Origin of the sequence: Photorhabdus caribbeanensis (genome assembly GCF_018448885.1) — a bacterium.
Lineage (GTDB): Bacteria > Pseudomonadota > Gammaproteobacteria > Enterobacterales > Enterobacteriaceae > Photorhabdus > Photorhabdus caribbeanensis.
In genome coordinates this window covers 1-17442 of the sequence record NZ_RCWB01000029.1, presented here as the reverse complement: position 1 = coordinate 17442, position 17442 = coordinate 1, and the positions used below count along the sequence as shown (strand labels likewise).

Genomic DNA, 17442 nt, shown 5'->3' with positions numbered 1-17442 from the left:
GTTGCGAATCTCTGTGCAGAGATCCCTTACCATCGTGTTATAATTTGCGAAATACGCCTTACAGGTAGCCCATTTAAAAAAATTGAGCAGAGACAATGTTTGATAATCTAACCGACAGACTATCGCGCACATTGCGCAATATCAGTGGCCGTGGGCGACTGACCGAAGACAATATTAAAGAGACACTGCGTGAAGTTCGCATGGCTTTACTTGAAGCTGACGTTGCATTGCCTGTAGTGCGTGATTTTATTTCGTGCGTTAAAGAGAGCGCGGTAGGCCATGAAGTTAATAAAAGCCTGACTCCCGGCCAAGAGTTTGTCAAAATTGTCCAGAATGAACTCGTCAAAGCGATGGGGGAAGTTAACAGTGAGCTGAATCTTTCTACTCAGCCTCCTGCCGTCGTATTAATGGCGGGCCTGCAAGGCGCAGGTAAAACAACCAGCGTTGCCAAGCTAGGTAGCTTTCTGAAAGGAAAACAGAAGAAAAAAGTTTTGGTAGTATCTGCTGACGTCTATCGTCCTGCCGCTATCAAACAGCTTGAAACCTTGGCGCAGGCAGTTGGGATTGATTTCTATCCTTCTGATGCTCAGGAAAAACCCGTTGATATCGTGACTCAAGCGGTACAGCACGCCAAATTGAAATTCTATGATGTGCTTTTGGTGGATACGGCGGGTCGTCTGCATGTTGACGAAGCGATGATGGATGAAATCAAGCAGGTTCATAAAGCCATTAATCCAGTGGAAACCCTATTTGTTGTTGATGCAATGACGGGGCAGGATGCGGCTAATACTGCGAAAGCTTTCAATGAAGCATTGCCGCTGACCGGTGTGGTGTTAACCAAAGTCGATGGTGATGCTCGTGGCGGTGCAGCGCTATCTATTCGTCATATTACCGGTAAGCCGATTAAATTCCTGGGTGTTGGTGAAAAAACGGATGCGTTGGAACCATTCCATCCAGATCGTATTGCCTCACGCATCCTTGGAATGGGCGATGTTCTCTCCCTGATTGAAGAGATTGAAAGTAAAGTCGATCGCACCCAAGCTGAAAAGCTGGCTTCTAAACTCAAGAAAGGTGACGGCTTCGATTTAAATGATTTCCTAGATCAGTTAAAGCAGATGCGTAACATGGGGGGAATGGCCAGCATGTTAAGCAAAATGCCGGGGATGTCTCAAGTGCCAGATGCAGTGAAATCCCAGATGGACGATAAAATTCTGGTGAAAATGGAAGCGATTATCAATTCCATGACACGTAAAGAGCGGCAAAAACCGGAAATAATTAAAGGCTCTCGTAAACGTCGTATTGCCAATGGTTCTGGCACTCAGGTTCAAGACGTTAACCGCTTGCTTAAACAATTTGACGAAATGCAGCGCATGATGAAAAAGATGAAGAAAGGCGGCCTGGCAAAAATGATGCGTGGTATGAAAGGCATGATGCCACCCGGATTTATGGGCCGCTAATCGATAAAGTCTCGAAGAATATCCACTTTGGATTGCTTTTTGCGCCAAAGTGAGTAAACTTTTCGGGCTTTTTATCTGACAACCGGACTTCGTTCCTCGATGAAGTCTGGTTGTTTTGTTAACTAATGAGGATGTTATGGTAACAATTCGTTTAGCTCGTGGCGGCGCCAAAAAGCGTCCGTTTTACCAAGTAGTCGTGACCGATAGCCGCAGCCCGCGTGATGGTCGCTTTATCGAGCGCGTTGGCTTCTTCAACCCTATTGCAACAGGGAAAGCAGAAGCACTGCGTTTAGATCTGGACCGTATTGAACATTGGATTGGTCTGGGTGCAACTGTGTCTGATCGTGTTTCTACACTGATCAAAGACGCCAAAAAAGCAGCTTAATCTGTCGCGGTGGTAACTATGAGCAAGCAAACCTGTATTGAACCGCCTGTAAACCCGATTGTATTGGGAAAACTAGGTTCAACTTATGGTATTCGTGGTTGGCTCAGAGTTTTTTCTTCCACCGAACATGCCGAAGACATTTTTGAGTATCAACCGTGGTTTATTCAACGGGCAGGCCGGTGGCAACACATCGAACTGGAAGCTTGGAAACACCACAATCAGGATATGATCATCAAAATTAAAGGTATTGATGATCTGGATGCTGCGAATTTACTGACTAATTGCGAAATTATTGTAGATTCAAAACAACTGCCAGAGCTGGATGCGGGTGATTACTACTGGAAAGACTTAATAGGCTGCCAGGTAATCAGCACAGCAGGTTATAACTTGGGGACTGTCAATGACATGATGGAAACCGGTTCTAACGACGTAATGGTAATTAAAGCAAACCTGAAAGATGCATTCGGTATCAAGGAACGGCTAATTCCGTTTCTTGATGGGCAGGTTATCAAGAAAGTCGATCTCGCTACTAAAACTATTGAAGTAGATTGGGATCCTGGTTTTTAAACTCCGGTTATAAGCGGTTGAAATGAGTGGGACGCGATAATGTGGATTGGGGTTATTAGCCTGTTTCCTGAAATGTTCCGCGCAATAACCGATTATGGGGTAACTGGCCGGGCAGTGAAAAATGGCCTGTTAAGTATTGAATGCTGGAATCCACGGGATTTTACCTATGACCGGCATCGTACCGTTGACGATCGACCTTATGGCGGTGGTCCAGGCATGTTGATGATGGTTCAGCCTTTACGGGAAGCCATTCATGCAGCAAAAACTGCGGCAGGCGAAGGCGCAAAAGTGATTTATCTTTCACCTCAGGGGCGCAAACTCAATCAACAAGGGGTTTGTGAGCTGGCAACGAATGAAAAACTGATTTTGATTTGTGGCCGCTATGAAGGGATAGATGAGCGGGTGATCCAAACCGAGATTGACGAAGAATGGTCTATCGGTGATTACGTGCTCAGCGGTGGTGAAATCCCTGCAATGACGATGATCGACTCAGTTTCTCGGTTCATTCCGGGTGTTCTGGGGCATCAAGCATCGGCGGAGGAGGACTCTTTTGCTGATGGATTGCTGGATTGTCCGCACTATACTCGCCCGGAGGTATTAGATGGTATGGAGGTTCCACCAGTTTTGCTGTCTGGAAATCATGCTGAAATTAATCGCTGGCGGATGAAACAATCGCTTGGCCGGACCTGGCTTAGAAGACCTGAACTTCTGGAAAACCTAGCTCTGACTGACGAGCAAAGGATATTGCTAACAGAGTTCCAACGGGAACATCTAACTGAAGCAACTAATTAATCCAGACATATCCCCGAAGGGAATGTCTCTGATATATCAGTTTACCTAGGGTAAGAGAATTATTATGAGCAACATTATTAAACAACTTGAACAAGAGCAGATGAAGCAAGACGTACCTTCATTCCGTCCGGGTGACACCGTGGAAGTTAAGGTATGGGTCGTAGAAGGTGCTAAGAAACGTCTGCAGGCATTCGAGGGCGTGGTTATCGCTATTCGTAACCGCGGTCTGCACTCTGCATTCACTGTTCGCAAGGTTTCTAACGGCGAAGGTGTTGAGCGTGTATTCCAGACTCACTCCCCAGTCGTAGACAGCATTAACGTTAAACGTCGTGGTGCTGTTCGTAGAGCTAAATTGTACTATCTGCGTCAGCGTTCTGGTAAAGCCGCTCGTATTAAAGAGCGTCTGAACAGTAAATAATACGCTTTCGTTACATCCGAAAGTTATCATTAAAGAGGTCAGCAATTGCTGGCCTCTTTTTTTACGCTCAATTTAAAACTGCGTTTTGCGGGCGTGGTCATCAATTTGGTTTTGGCTCTGCTGTATTTTTAATTATTGTAATGAAAAGTCATATTGTAATGAAAAGTCAGGCTGAATACGGGCGGGTTTTAGAGGATCTGTTGTTACTCCCCTCTGGGGGAGATCAATGCTGCTTTTTATGAAGGAGGATATTTACTCATCGGTAAATTATTCGGAAATACATTATTATCAGATCGTAATAATCTTAAAGACAATTATTTCGAGAGTTTCAGACGTGATTAACTGATTATAAGGATTTGCTTTGAAAACTTTTCAAATACATAACAAAACGATGGCTTACCGAGATGAAGGTGAAGGTTTCCCGTTATTACTTGGGCATAGCTATTTGTTTGATTCTACTATGTGGGCGCCTCAGATCGAGGCTTTAAGTAAAAAATACCGGGTGATTGCTCCTGATCTCTGGGGGCATGGAAACTCGGGAGAGTTACCTGAACAACATAGCACTTTGGCTGATTTAGCTCGGGATTACCTGGCGTTGATGGACCAACTTGGCATTAAAGAATTCGCTATCATTGGCTTATCTGCTGGCGGCATGTGGGGAATTGAATTGGTGGCTATGGCGCCGGACAGAGTTAAGGCACTGGTTTTGATGGATACCTTTGTCGGATTAGAACCGGAGGTGACTCATACAAAATACTTTGCCATGTTGGATGCGATAGAGCAGGTTGGCGCAATTCCTCAATCTATTTTGCAACAGCAAATAGTTCCCGCCTTCTTTAGCCGTCAACCGGCTCAGCATTTGGTTGATGAATTAACTCAGCGTCTGGTAGCTATTCCTGCGGAAATATTGCGTAATAGTATTGTTCCGTTAGGTAGAATAATATTTGGGCGTGAAGATAGAATTCATTTGTTGGAAAAACTGGATATTCCTTCGCTTGTTATTACTGGCGAACAAGATACGCCTCGCCCGCCACTGGAGGGTTATTTGATGGCTGAAATACTACATTGTGATCATATTATTATCCAGGATGCAGGGCATATTTCCACATTGGAGCAACCCTATAAAGTTAATCAGGAATTAATTGCTTTCTTACAGCAAGCTTTGTAAAAAATATTTTAATAAAGAGGCCGGTTTTTCCGGCCTTAGTGTATTTTAATTTAAAAGAGCGATGTAAATTTTTTTCATCACAATATAACCTGAATAATATTTTATGGGTGTCGATCGGTAGCTTTATGTGAAATGTAGAATAAGATTGTTGATATTATCTGTTTTTAGTAATTAAAATTAAAAAATATATTTTTCACCTAATGATTATAAATAGAAAAATAAATTATTAACAATCATAAAGTATTGGCTCAAATATTGCATTCTTGTGTTTTGAGATTAATTTTATTTTAAAATAATTATTTCTAATATTTTTCTATATGAAATAATTTTAGTCTTATTAAATTAGTTCTAGAATAGACTTATCACTGAATTGACTCTCCCTTCATTTTTTGTAAACAATTATTTACAGTGTTTTAGGTTTGTTTACACTTTTGGATTGTATTCTTTACGATGCGTGATATGTTATTAGTCAAATGCATAAAAACAAATGAGAACAGAATGATAATTTGAGGAGAAAATTGACATGTTCATGCAAAGAGATGCACTTAATAACGTTCACATCAGTGGTGAGCAAATTCTTATCACTCCAAAAGAATTAAAGCAACAATACCCACTGAGTGATAATGATCTGCACACTATTGCAAACGCGCGTAAAACGATTGCTGACATTGTTCAGCTCCGTGATCCCCGTTTGTTAGTAGTGTGTGGTCCTTGTTCTATTCATGACGTAGATGCGGCGTTGGATTATGCTCACCGTTTGGCTGCCCTTTCTGCTGAATTAAATGATAGTTTGTACATCGTCATGCGTGTCTATTTTGAAAAGCCTCGTACAACAGTGGGTTGGAAAGGTCTTATCAATGATCCATTTATGGATGGTTCCTTTGATGTGGAAGCTGGCTTGCATATTGCTCGTCGCTTACTACTTAGTTTGGTTAAAATGGGATTACCTCTTGCAACAGAGGCTTTAGATCCGAATAGCCCACAATATTTGGGGGATTTATTCAGTTGGTCTGCAATTGGTGCGAGAACCACAGAATCCCAGACACACCGGGAAATGGCTTCGGGTTTATCTATGCCTGTCGGTTTCAAAAATGGGACTGATGGTAGCTTGAACACGGCAATTAATGCGATGTGTGCCGCTGCTATGCCACACCGTTTTATGGGAATAAATCAATCGGGGCAAGTGTGTTTATTACAAACGCAAGGGAACCCGAATGGGCATATTATCTTGCGTGGTGGTAAAACGCCTAATTACAGCGCCCAACATGTAATGGAATGTGAACAGCAAATGATGAAGTCTGGATTATTACCATCCTTGATGATTGATTGTAGTCATGGTAACTCTAATAAGGATTTTCGTCGCCAAAGTTTAGTTGTAGATTCTGTTGCGGATCAGATCATTTCAGGGAATCGATCTATTACTGGCATTATGTTGGAAAGCAACATTAATGAGGGTAATCAATCTTCTGAACAACCGCGTAGTGAAATGAAATATGGTGTATCAGTGACTGATGCGTGTATTAGTTGGCAGACGACAGAGGCAATGCTAAGAAAATTACATCAGAAAATTAGCATGCAATTATCGCAAAGAATGACAGTACTGAAAAAAGCGGGATAATAAATATGGCGGCTGAATTATCTCAATTGCGGGATAGGATTGATGAAGTGGATAAAGCTTTGTTAGGTTTGTTAGCAAAGCGCCTGGAATTGGTTGCAGAGATTGGTGAGGTAAAAAGTCAGAATGGGTTATCAATTTATGCGCCTGACAGAGAAATGGCGATGCTTGCTTCACGTCGGCAGGAAGCTGAAGAGTTTGGTGTTCCGCCGGATTTAATTGAAGATATTCTGCGCCGTATTATGCGTGAGTCCTACACCAGTGAGAATAACAAAGGGTTTAAAACGCTTTGCCCTCAATTGGGGCCGATAGTCATTGTTGGTGGTTTGGGCAAAATGGGGAAACTGTTTGGCCGCTTGTTAACATTGTCTGGTTATGAAGTCAAAAATCTGGAGCCACAAGATTGGCCTGACGCGGAGCAGATTCTGGCGGGAGTGGGTATGGTGATTATCAGCGTGCCTATTCATTTGACAGAAGAGGTTATTCGCCGTTTACCGCCATTACCTGACCATTGCATTTTGGTGGATTTGGCGTCCGTTAAACAGCAGCCATTACAAGCTATGCTTGAAGTGCATAAAGGCCCAGTATTGGGATTACATCCTATGTTTGGGCCGGATGTCGGTAGTTTGGTAAAACAAGTTGTTGTTTACTGTGACGGACGTCAAGAGGAAGCTTATCAATGGTTTTTAGAACAGTTGTTGATTTGGGGGGCTTGCTTGCATCAAATGAGTCCTGAACAGCATGATAAAAACATGAGCTTTATTCAGGCGTTGCGCCATTTCACGACATTTGCTTATGGGCAACATCTCGCACAGGAAGGCGCTGATTTACAACAACTGTTATCAATATCTTCCCCTATTTACCGTTTGGAATTGATCATGGTTGGGCGGTTGTTCGCGCAAGATCCTCAGCTTTACGCGGATATTATTATGTCATCACCAGAGAATATTGATCTTATACGCCGTTATCACCAAAGTTTTGGACAAGCGTTAGAGATATTGGAAAGCCGGGATAAACGGGCTTTTGTCAGCAGTTTTGAAGATGTTAGTGAATGGTTTGGTGATTATGCGCCTCATTTTATGAGAGAGAGCAGGGTATTGCTTCAACAAGCGAATGATAGTCGCCAATAGCGATATCTTATGGATTTCAATATGCATCGCGAAAGTAAGGGAGCGAATCCCGGGCGCATAGCGAACTATGTTACCGGGGTGAGCAGAGCAGCCAACAAAGAGGCAACTTGAAAGATAATGGGTATAAAAAGAATCGGATATGACAATATCCGGTTCAATTTGCTGACAAGTTTAATGGTATCAATGAGGATGAAAAGCTTTGCAGATTAAGATCATATTAAAGACATAAAATAGAGGAATAGTTTAAATTAAACCGTAGAAAAGCAATGCTATTGGACGGATTAAGGTCGTGTAAAGTAAGTTTAAACTGGCGTATTTAAGATATTTAGCTTTACATAGTAAATATGCAATATAATAACCACGAAAGTAACTGAGTTATTATTTGGTTAAATTATTTATTTACGGATTTTGTTACGCGTTTTTTTATCATCGAATTATTTAACTGGTTTAGGAAAAGGTTATTCACCGATTGAAAACGTTATTAAAAAATAGTTTCTTTTTGGAGGTGTATTTTCTGGTAAATGGATAAACCTATTCATATTTTTATTTATCTTTTTTTTCGAGGTATGTAAGCATTGATAAAGCTAGTTTTTATTTCTTATTTTTTACTGATAGTTTTATGATGGGCAGTTTTCAAGCTGTTATTAAAAATCATGGTGTTAACTTCTGGGTTTAATCGGTATAGAGTTTTGACCATGTTTTACCCCTTTTTTACACCTGTTTTTTATTAGGTTTAATCACAATGGGATATCGTGTTTTATATTTAACGAATGTTAATCATCCTTGCTTTATCTTTACTGACTCCGTTTTTATTGACAATCTTGAGAGGTTTTTATCAGTCATTACCCTTTATTTTTTTCTTAAATCAGCCAGTAAATGGCCTAACGATGTAAAGATATTCTTTTAGATAATCAACTCTATTTTCAGGGCTTAAATCCTGACAGATTAACCGTTTTACCCCTTTTTTATTGCGTTATTTTTATAACCTGTTTCGTAAAATAATTGGGATATAGCATCGCTGATGAATAAGCGGGGAGTAAGCTGTTTTTAGATGATCTTTACCTTTTAAAAATTTGGCATTAATGAGTGCCCGTTTTTTTACACTTTTTTAATTAATAACCGAGTTAATCGCCCATAAAAAGGCGCTTGCGATCGCCCCAAAAAGCGAATGCAAGCAAAAAAGGAAAGTAAATAGTATTAAACAGATGATAAACCTGTGAGGCTATTCTCATTCTGAGGAGTTTTATTTTTGAATTAAAAATTCATTTAATGAATGACCTTCATTGAGTAGTTTTTGTAAACCTGATGGTTTTTTCCCGTTTCCTGACCAGTATTTAACTTCTCCATTTTCATTAAACTGATACTTAGGTTTTCTCGTCTTTCCTTTTCCTGCATTTGATTTTTTAGCTTTAAAACTAGAGACGGTAACAGGTATATTAATGGTCTTAAGATCAAGGCCGGTTTCTTCAATCAGCCTTAATATTTCTAAACGTTTTTGTTCTTTTTGTTCCGCTTCTAAGCTCATTAATCTGAAGATTTCTTTGTTTTCTTGAACGACTACCTCTAATGCTTTGTAAACATCATCTAACCATTCAACATCTTTTGTTTGCGCAAATCTTCTTAATGTGGATATTCTTGATAAATGGTTTGATACAATCTCATATTCTTGTTCTATGGTTAATGTTGTCATTTTGTCACCTTGTTAATAAGTTTAAAACCTGTCTTTTCTGATGTTTTCTCTTCCGGTGTCAGTATAACACCGGATTTTTTACTTGCTTTAAAAAAGCTTTAATCATTTCTGTTTTACCTTTAATGATTAAAGTTTTTGCCTTCTTTTTCACGATATGCTTGCGGTTTTTTCCAGACTTTAAAACCGTGGCGACAGATAAAACGTGATTTTTATTAACGCCGGTTTTGTCACATTCAGATAAAACGTATTTAAGCTGATAAAGTCTGGATTTACGAAATAAATAAAAAGCCTTAAACCGAGAGGTTAAAGGCAGTAAAAATTTTCTCATTGATAATAAAAATGTTGAAAGCCAATAATCTGAACCGGATATTTTAATACCCGGTTCTTTTTAATCAGGAAGGATTAACCGGCACCACACTTTCTGTTGGATAACATCCCAATACCTTTAATGAATGAGTGATTTTCGCCAATGCTTTCAGGACGTGTTGCATATTAATTGAACGAATATTAGCTTGGACATCAATATAAAACATCTCTTCCCACGGATTTCCGTTAATCGGGCGAGATTCCAGTTTACTCATAATAATATTATGTTTTTTCAGCACCATTAGCGCATCTACCAGTGCTCCTGCCTGCTGTCCGGTTGCCATAATAAATGTCGTTTTGGCCGGTACTTGTTCTGCAACTTCAATAGGTTGACGGGCAACAATAATGAAACGAGTAATATTATGTGATTGATTGGCTAGATTCTGTGCCAGAACCTGTAACTGATAAAGCGCACCGCCCGCTTCACTCCCTAAGGCTGCAATTTCTGGTGAATTCTGTTCGGCGACTTTTTGCATCGCTGCGGCAGTACTTTCGCAATATGTAATTTTCCAATGTGGGAATTGATTAATATATTGGCTACATTGTTGGAATGGTTGAGGGTGACTGTAAACCGTTTTGATCTCCGATAGCGTTGTGTCTGTTGCAACGAGTAGGCAATGGTCAATAGGAATAGTTATTTCTCCCACAATTGACAAATTGGTATGTTGCAACAAGTCATAAACATCATTGATGGAACCAGAGCTGGTATTTTCAATGGGTAACATTCCGTAATCCGCCTGGCCTGTTTCAACCAGGGAGAAGATATCTTGGAACTTATGGCAGCTACATTCAATTAATTGATTGAAATGGCGTGCCGCATATTGGCGGGCTGCGATATGAGAGTAGGAACCTCTAGGACCGAGGAATGCAATACGCGCTGAATCTTGGGGGGTCTGATTTAGGTGTTGCTGCAATAATGCTTGTTGAGTAAGTACAGAATCTTCGATGATCATCTGAAAGAGACGAGTGATATAAAAGCCATCAAGCCCGTAGTTTTTTCCTGTTTTAACGAGGACATCTAATAGTTCTCGTTCGCGATCCTTGTCTCTGATAGGGCGATTATCCTGTAACTTAGTTTGTGCAATATCAAAAGCTAATTGGCGACGCTCTGCTAGTAAAATCAGTAACTTTAAATCAAGTTCGCTGACTTTTTCCCGTATTTTCAGCAAATTATTTTGATCCATAAATGGGTTCCTAATGGGTTATTCACATTCTGATAATAATTAGGTTTGCAGTGGACAGAAAAAAGCCTCCCGATGGGGAGGCTTGCTGTTCGTCTTCTCGTTCTTTTTTCAACGACGAAAGCCTCCCTTAGGGGAAGGTAAAAAAGAAAGAAAGAAAAAACAGGCTTATATTCATCATATTCTCATATTCATAGTTTGTATGACTGCTCTTTGCTCAATCGGGCGAAACTTTCCATTTGCTTGCTTCCCATTTCATCAGCAGCCGTCCACACTGGACAAGGGTTTAAGTGGTTTTCGTTAATTAACCTTATGTTGTTGTTTCTGTCAACAAAAAACGCGCCCAAATTGGACGCGTTAGGGGCAAGTCATTGTTATTTTATTGTGATATTTCTGGTTCTGTTTCTAGTTGTGCTTCTAGGTTAAGGTTTAATTCTTTAACACTGTTGTCAGTACGGCGTGCTTCTCCCTTATGCTGTACTTTATTCAATTGGCGCTCCAGTTTTGTTAATAATTCATTGATAGCAATATACATATCTTCATGTTTTGCACCGGCAACTAACATACCATTTGGTATACTTATAGTTGCATCAGCCCTAAAAATTTGAGGACCTTTTGATAGAATAATATGAGGATTTATCAGGTTTACTTGCCATTTATTTAATTTGCTTAGACGTTTTTCTACGTGGTTGCGAATTGCCGGGGTAATCTCCATTTGTTTGCTGGTAATATTCACTATCATATAGTTACCTCTCATTATTGATTATCCACCTTCAATAATTTCAGCATACATTTCTTTTTCATGAAAAAGGTGATCTAAATCACTATTTAATCAGGCATGAGGCAACTAGTTGAAGTAATTGTGATTAGTGGTAAAAATACGAAGAATATCTATTGCAGGATTGAAGCTAATGAGACACTATTGACAAGTTGAGTCTTTTATTCTCCTAATTGATAAGCGGTCTTTTTGGATTTGACAAGTAAAAATAAAACAGCGGCGCCAACCGCTGTTTTATCATCTGCTTTTTTATACAGGATTAGCAGCAATGAGTTTTGCTACTTTATCTGCCTGAGCTATTAAACCCAAATGTGTATAAGCTTTTTCCATGTAAGGCAGTGCCTTGAGAGTTGACTGCGTATCAGGGTAATCCTGTAACATTTGTTCAACTCGATTTACCACCGCGACATAAGCGCCACGTTTGTTATAATATTCCACAACAGAAAGTTCATACTTTGCCAGACGCTCTTTGATAAACATTAAACGCTTAATAGCATCGGCAGTATACAGGCTGTTAGGATGATAGCGTACTAATTGGCTAAAATCCTTGAATGCTACTCTGGCGTGTTCAGGATCACGGTCTGAGCGGTCAATGCCGAAGAAACTTTGCAATAGAGTATAATCTAAAGCTTGTGAAGCTAACCCTCGCATGTACAGAACATAATCGATGTTGGGGTGAGTTGGATTCAAGCGTATGAAGCGGTCAATGGAAGCGAGAGCCATTGGTAAGTCAGAGGATTTATAATAAGCATAAATCAGATCGAGTTGTACTTGCTGTGAATAGGGGCCAAATGGATAGCGATTATCGAGGGTTTCCAATTGCTTGATCGCATCTCCATAGCTACCCTTTTGCAGCTTTTCCTGACCCTTAGAGTAAATTTCCGCAGGTGGGCTGTCGGGGACAGCATTTTTATTACCAGAGCACCCGGAAAGTACCAGGCTCAATGTGGCGGCAGCCACCAGATATTTCATGCGTATCATCACGTGTTGATTATCCTCTGAGTGTTTTCTGGGAGACTATCCATGAAGCTCCCGGCAAAAGATCGAGTTACAATAGCACACTATATTAAATTAAACGGCTCTGCCGTCAAAACTCAACGTAAGTGTAGAAACAATATATGGCACAACAAATACGACTTAATACAACAGTCGCCGAATCTCAGCTCGGTCAACGTTTAGATCAGGCTTTGGCTGAATTGTTCCCTGATTATTCAAGATCTCGTATAAAAGATTGGATCTTGGATGACAGAGTTCAGGTTAATGGCAAATTAATCAATAAGCCAAAAGAAAAAGTGCTGGGAGGTGAAGAAATTGCAATTGATGCCATCATTGAAGAAGATGCGCGTTGGGAACCCCAAGATATTGCATTAAATATTGTCTATGAAGATGATGACATTCTAGTCATAAACAAATCGCGTGATTTGGTTGTCCATCCGGGAGCAGGGAATCCAGATGGTACAATATTGAATGCGCTGTTATATCGTTATCCTGAAATCGCCGACGTCCCTCGGGCGGGCATTGTTCATCGTCTTGATAAAGATACGACAGGGCTGATGGTTATTGCTAAAACGGTTCCCGCTCAAACTCGTTTAGTCGAATCACTCCAACTACGCGAAATTACCCGCGAATATGAAGCGGTAGCGATAGGTCGTATGACGGCTGGCGGAATCGTTGAAGAGCCAATTTCTCGTCATCCAACAAAACGAACACATATGGCAGTGCACCCAATGGGAAAACCGGCTGTTACCCATTATCGGGTAATGGAACATTTTAGGGCGCATACTCGTCTGCGCCTGAGACTGGAAACAGGCAGAACACACCAGATACGTGTTCACATGGCCCATATCAGTCACCCGCTAGTAGGCGATCCTTTGTATGGCGGTCGCCCTCGTCCTTTGAAAGGGGCTTCTGATGAGTTCCGCGAGGTAATGCGTAACTTTGATCGTCAGGCATTGCATGCCACGATGCTGCGTCTTTATCATCCGATAACCGGCATTGAAATGGAATGGCACGCTGAATTACCTGAAGATATGGTGATGCTGATTAAGGCATTAAAAGCAGATGCAGAAGCGTTTAAAGACGAAATGGATTGGTAAATGACTGCGCTTATTTTTCCAAACTGGCCACAACCGACGACAGTAAAAGCTTGTAGTTCTACCCGCTTGGGGGGAATGAGCTTATCACCTTACGATAGCCTGAATCTGGGGAAGCATGTTGGCGATAAACCTGATGTTGTTGAACAAAACAGGCATATTTTAGCGAAAATGGCAGAATTGCCTCAGCAACCAATTTGGTTAGAGCAGGTTCATGGTACACGTGTTGTGAGACTCAATGGTCAGCCACTGGAAGATAATAGAGCTGATGCTGCTTATACCAATATTCCTGGGCAGGTTTGTGCTGTGATGACAGCAGATTGCCTGCCCGTACTGTTTTGCAGTTCGGCTGGTGATGAGGTTGCGGCTGCCCATGCGGGGTGGCGAGGTTTGTGCGCTGGCGTATTGGAAAACACTATTGCTCAATTTAAAGCTAAACCTAATCAGATCCAAGCTTGGTTAGGGCCGGCAATTGGCGAGAAAAAATTTGAAGTTGGCAATGAAGTTTTGCAAGCGTTCACTATCCAACATGCTGATTTGAGTCAAGCTTTTATACCTTTTGGCGAGAAGTATTTAGCAGATATCTATTTGTTGGCAAAGTTAAAATTGCAATCTGCTGGTGTGAAAGCGATTTTTGGCGGGGATGAATGTACTGTCACTAATAAAGAGAAATTTTTCTCTTATCGTCGTGACGGGATCACCGGACGTATGGCAACTTTAATCTGGCTGATATAACCTATCCCGTAGGGCGATCCGTTGGCGCATAAGGGAATATCTCACAATTTGCTTTTCAGAATAACCTTGAATATTTGAGGAATGGCCTCATTTAATCTCCAGTAGCAACATTCTGAACAGTATTGGAGGTGTTATGCGTCTGGATCGTCTTACTAATAAATTCCAGCTTGCTCTCGCTGACGCCCAGTCCCTTGCACTTGGGCATGATAATCAGTTCATCGAACCAATTCACTTAATGAGTTCACTGTTAAAGCAAGAGGGCGGCTCTATTCGCCCATTATTAACGTCAATTGGAATCGATGCGGGCCGTTTCAGCAATCAGCTTGAGCTGGCTTTAGAACGTTTGCCGCGGGTACAGGGTATTGGGGGTGATGTACAACCATCCAATGACTTAGTTCGTCATTTAAATCTGTGCGACAAACTAGCACAAAAAGCCGGGGATAACTTTATCTCCTCTGAATTATTTGTTCTGGCAGCATTGGAAGAACGTGGCACATTAAGTGACATATTGAGAACTGTTGGCGCAACAAAAGAAAAAATCACTAAGGCAATAGAACAAATGCGTGGTGGTGAAAAAGTTGATAATCAGGGAGCGGAAGATCAACGCCAAGCCCTGAAAAAATATACTATTGATCTAACTGAGCGTGCTGAACAAGGCAAACTTGATCCGGTGATTGGCCGTGATGAAGAAGTTCGCCGTACTATTCAGGTATTACAACGCCGTACCAAAAATAACCCAGTCTTAATTGGTGAACCCGGAGTTGGTAAAACGGCTATTGTTGAAGGGCTTGCTCAGCGGATCATTAATGGTGAAGTTCCCGAAGGGCTTAAAAATAAACGTGTCCTTTCTCTGGATATGGGAGCGCTGTTAGCAGGGGCTAAATATCGTGGGGAATTCGAAGAACGTTTGAAAGGTGTGCTGAATGACCTTTCTAAACAGGAAGGCAATGTCATTCTGTTTATTGACGAATTGCATACTATGGTTGGCGCGGGTAAGGCTGATGGGGCAATGGATGCTGGCAACATGTTAAAACCAGCCTTGGCCCGTGGTGAACTTCACTGTGTTGGTGCAACAACACTGGATGAATATCGTCAATATATTGAAAAAGATGCAGCGCTGGAACGCCGTTTCCAAAAAGTCTATGTTGCAGAACCTTCCGTAGAGGACACTATCGCTATTTTGCGTGGTCTGAAAGAACGTTATGAATTACATCATCATGTACAAATTACCGACCCTGCAATTGTCGCGGCAGCAACATTATCTCACCGTTATATCTCAGACCGTATGTTGCCGGATAAAGCGATCGACTTGATCGATGAAGCGGGCGCCAGTTTACGTATGCAAATGGATTCGAAACCGGAAGCGCTAGACCGCCTGGAACGTCGGGTTATCCAATTGAAGTTGGAACAGCAGGCGCTGAAAAAAGAATCTGATGATGCCAGTAAAAAACGGCTTGAAATGCTTAATGAAGAGCTGCTCGTAAAAGAACGCGAATATTCTGAACTTGAAGAAGAATGGAAAGCGGAGAAAGCAGCACTGACCGGTACTCAGCACATAAAAGCAGAATTGGAAAATGCCCGTATCAGCTTGGAACAGGCGCGTCGCAGTGGTGATTTAGCGAAGATGTCTGAAATTCAATATGGCAAAATACCGGGATTGGAAAAACAGCTTGCCGCGGCCACACAAGCAGAAGGTAAGCATATGAAACTGCTTCGTAACAAAGTTACCGATGCGGAAATTGCAGAAATTCTTGCTCGTTGGACAGGTATTCCTGTTGCCAGAATGCTTGAGAGTGAAAAAGATAAACTATTGCGCATGGAGCAAGAGCTGCATAAACGTGTCATTGGTCAGGATGAGGCAGTCAATGCAGTATCTAATGCGATCCGCCGTAGTCGTGCTGGATTAGCTGATCCAAATCGTCCGATTGGCTCATTCTTGTTTCTTGGTCCAACCGGTGTTGGTAAAACTGAGTTGTGCAAGGCGTTAGCGAATTTCCTGTTTGACAGCGATGATGCAATGGTGCGTATCGATATGTCTGAATTTATGGAAAAACATACCGTATCACGGTTGGTAGGAGCACCGCCAGGGTATGTTGGTTATGAAGAAGGTGGTTATCTAACAGAAGCCGTTCGTCGTCGACCTTACTCCGTTATTCTGCTTGATGAAGTGGAAAAAGCGCACTCGGATGTATTCAATATCTTATTGCAGGTACTGGATGATGGTCGGTTGACTGATGGGCAAGGACGTACTGTTGATTTCCGTAACACAGTTGTCATCATGACGTCTAATCTCGGGTCGGACATGATCCAGGAGCGTTTTGGTAGTCTGAATTATGGTGAAATGAAAGATATGGTGATGGGAATTGTTAGCCATCATTTCAGACCTGAATTTATTAACCGTATTGATGAAGCTGTTGTGTTCCACCCATTAGGGCGTCGGCATTTATCAGCGATTGCAGATATCCAATTGCAACGTTTGTACAAACGTCTGGAAGAACGCGGTTATCAGGTGACGATGACTCAGCAAGCGTTGGACATGTTGGCAGAAGCCGGGTTCGATCCTGTTTACGGTGCACGGCCATTGAAGCGAGCTATCCAGCAGGAAATCGAAAATCCATTGGCTCAAAAGATACTTTCCGGCCAACTATTGCCAGGAAAACCAGTTACTTTGGATGTGGAAAATAGCCATATTGTAGCAAAGCAATAACGATATATTTAACGAAAGAGTAAAGTTAATGAGAAATGAGGGGCAGGAAACTGCCTCTTTTTTTATCATTTTGCGCATTAAATCGCAATTTAGCACCGTTTTTGCTTAATTGGTGTTCGGATGAATTCTTTTTGTAATTAAACGCTTGCCAGCGTCAAAGAATTCCCTATAATGCGCCACCACTGACCGACACAACGCTGATAAACATTGTGTGGTCGGGCAGAGAAAGCGGCAATAAGCGCTTGACTCTGCGGGCGAAAAGCGTAGTATACGCAGCCCGGCTGAACGAGAATATGAAATTTTAATTCAGCCTGCTCTTTAACAATTAATCAGACAATCTGTGTGGGCACTCACAAGACC

Annotated in this window: 15 protein-coding genes and 1 other annotated feature; of the genes, 11 read left to right on the top strand and 4 right to left on the bottom strand. The window is 41.5% G+C overall.

Annotated features, from left to right (window positions below):
* Positions 1 to 95 precede the first annotated feature (95 nt).
* The 8 genes from ffh (at position 96) to tyrA (ending at position 7532) form a co-directional block, all read left to right on the top strand.
* Positions 96 to 1457 (top strand): signal recognition particle protein, encoded by a 1362-nt coding sequence (gene ffh / locus EAE90_RS17260; RefSeq protein ID WP_049583027.1) that lies wholly within the window; start codon positions 96 to 98, stop codon positions 1455 to 1457.
* 136 nt (positions 1458 to 1593) lie between these two features.
* Positions 1594 to 1842 (top strand): 30S ribosomal protein S16, encoded by a 249-nt coding sequence (gene rpsP / locus EAE90_RS17255; RefSeq protein WP_036814097.1) that lies wholly within the window; start codon positions 1594 to 1596, stop codon positions 1840 to 1842.
* A gap of 18 nt (positions 1843 to 1860) precedes the next feature.
* Positions 1861 to 2409 carry a ribosome maturation factor RimM gene (gene rimM / locus EAE90_RS17250; protein ID WP_214054506.1) on the top strand — a complete coding sequence of 183 codons (549 nt, stop codon included), beginning with the start codon at positions 1861 to 1863 and terminating at the stop codon, positions 2407 to 2409.
* Positions 2410 to 2448: 39 nt separating this feature from the next.
* On the top strand, positions 2449 to 3201 hold the full coding sequence (trmD, locus tag EAE90_RS17245; RefSeq protein WP_011145583.1) for a tRNA (guanosine(37)-N1)-methyltransferase TrmD: 753 nt from the start codon (positions 2449 to 2451) through the stop codon (positions 3199 to 3201).
* 64 nt (positions 3202 to 3265) lie between these two features.
* Complete coding sequence (rplS, locus tag EAE90_RS17240; RefSeq protein WP_036782329.1) at positions 3266 to 3619, top strand: 50S ribosomal protein L19; 354 nt, start codon at positions 3266 to 3268, stop codon at positions 3617 to 3619.
* A 361-nt stretch (positions 3620 to 3980) separates the two neighbouring features.
* The gene (locus EAE90_RS17235; protein WP_246550872.1) at positions 3981 to 4787 is read left to right on the top strand and encodes an alpha/beta fold hydrolase; all 807 of its coding nucleotides are present in this window, start codon (positions 3981 to 3983) and stop codon (positions 4785 to 4787) included.
* 523 nt (positions 4788 to 5310) lie between these two features.
* The gene (locus EAE90_RS17230; RefSeq protein ID WP_281422360.1) at positions 5311 to 6405 is read left to right on the top strand and encodes a 3-deoxy-7-phosphoheptulonate synthase; all 1095 of its coding nucleotides are present in this window, start codon (positions 5311 to 5313) and stop codon (positions 6403 to 6405) included.
* A 5-nt stretch (positions 6406 to 6410) separates the two neighbouring features.
* Positions 6411 to 7532: a bifunctional chorismate mutase/prephenate dehydrogenase gene (tyrA, locus tag EAE90_RS17225; RefSeq protein ID WP_214054505.1), complete on the top strand. Its 1122-nt coding sequence runs from the start codon at positions 6411 to 6413 to the stop codon at positions 7530 to 7532.
* Between the two features lie 1243 nt (positions 7533 to 8775).
* Here the strand turns inward: tyrA and EAE90_RS17220 are convergent.
* The 4 genes from EAE90_RS17220 to bamD form a co-directional block, all read right to left on the bottom strand.
* The gene (locus EAE90_RS17220) at positions 8776 to 9222 is read right to left on the bottom strand and encodes an H-NS histone family protein (RefSeq protein WP_046395558.1); all 447 of its coding nucleotides are present in this window, start codon (positions 9220 to 9222) and stop codon (positions 8776 to 8778) included.
* 392 nt (positions 9223 to 9614) lie between these two features.
* A complete protein-coding gene (pheA, locus tag EAE90_RS17215) occupies positions 9615 to 10772 on the bottom strand; it encodes a bifunctional chorismate mutase/prephenate dehydratase (RefSeq protein ID WP_214054504.1) in 1158 nt (385 codons plus the stop codon).
* A gap of 56 nt (positions 10773 to 10828) precedes the next feature.
* Positions 10829 to 10948 (bottom strand) — a sequence feature (Phe leader region).
* Positions 10949 to 11148: 200 nt separating this feature from the next.
* Positions 11149 to 11511, bottom strand: coding sequence for a ribosome-associated translation inhibitor RaiA (gene raiA, locus EAE90_RS17210; RefSeq protein WP_036782348.1), 363 nt, complete (start codon positions 11509 to 11511; stop codon positions 11149 to 11151).
* Positions 11512 to 11796: 285 nt separating this feature from the next.
* Positions 11797 to 12528 (bottom strand): outer membrane protein assembly factor BamD, encoded by a 732-nt coding sequence (bamD, locus tag EAE90_RS17205; protein WP_214054549.1) that lies wholly within the window; start codon positions 12526 to 12528, stop codon positions 11797 to 11799.
* Positions 12529 to 12665: 137 nt separating this feature from the next.
* Here bamD and rluD point away from each other — a divergent pair, with 137 nt between their 5' ends.
* From rluD to clpB, 3 genes are all read left to right on the top strand, one after another.
* Entirely contained in the window at positions 12666 to 13643 is a 978-nt protein-coding gene (rluD, locus tag EAE90_RS17200) for a 23S rRNA pseudouridine(1911/1915/1917) synthase RluD (RefSeq protein WP_214054503.1), read from the top strand.
* Complete coding sequence (yfiH, locus tag EAE90_RS17195) at positions 13644 to 14375, top strand: purine nucleoside phosphorylase YfiH (RefSeq protein ID WP_214054502.1); 732 nt, start codon at positions 13644 to 13646, stop codon at positions 14373 to 14375.
* A 133-nt stretch (positions 14376 to 14508) separates the two neighbouring features.
* Entirely contained in the window at positions 14509 to 17082 is a 2574-nt protein-coding gene (clpB, locus tag EAE90_RS17190) for an ATP-dependent chaperone ClpB (RefSeq protein ID WP_214054501.1), read from the top strand.
* The last annotated feature ends 360 nt before the right edge of the window (positions 17083 to 17442 follow it).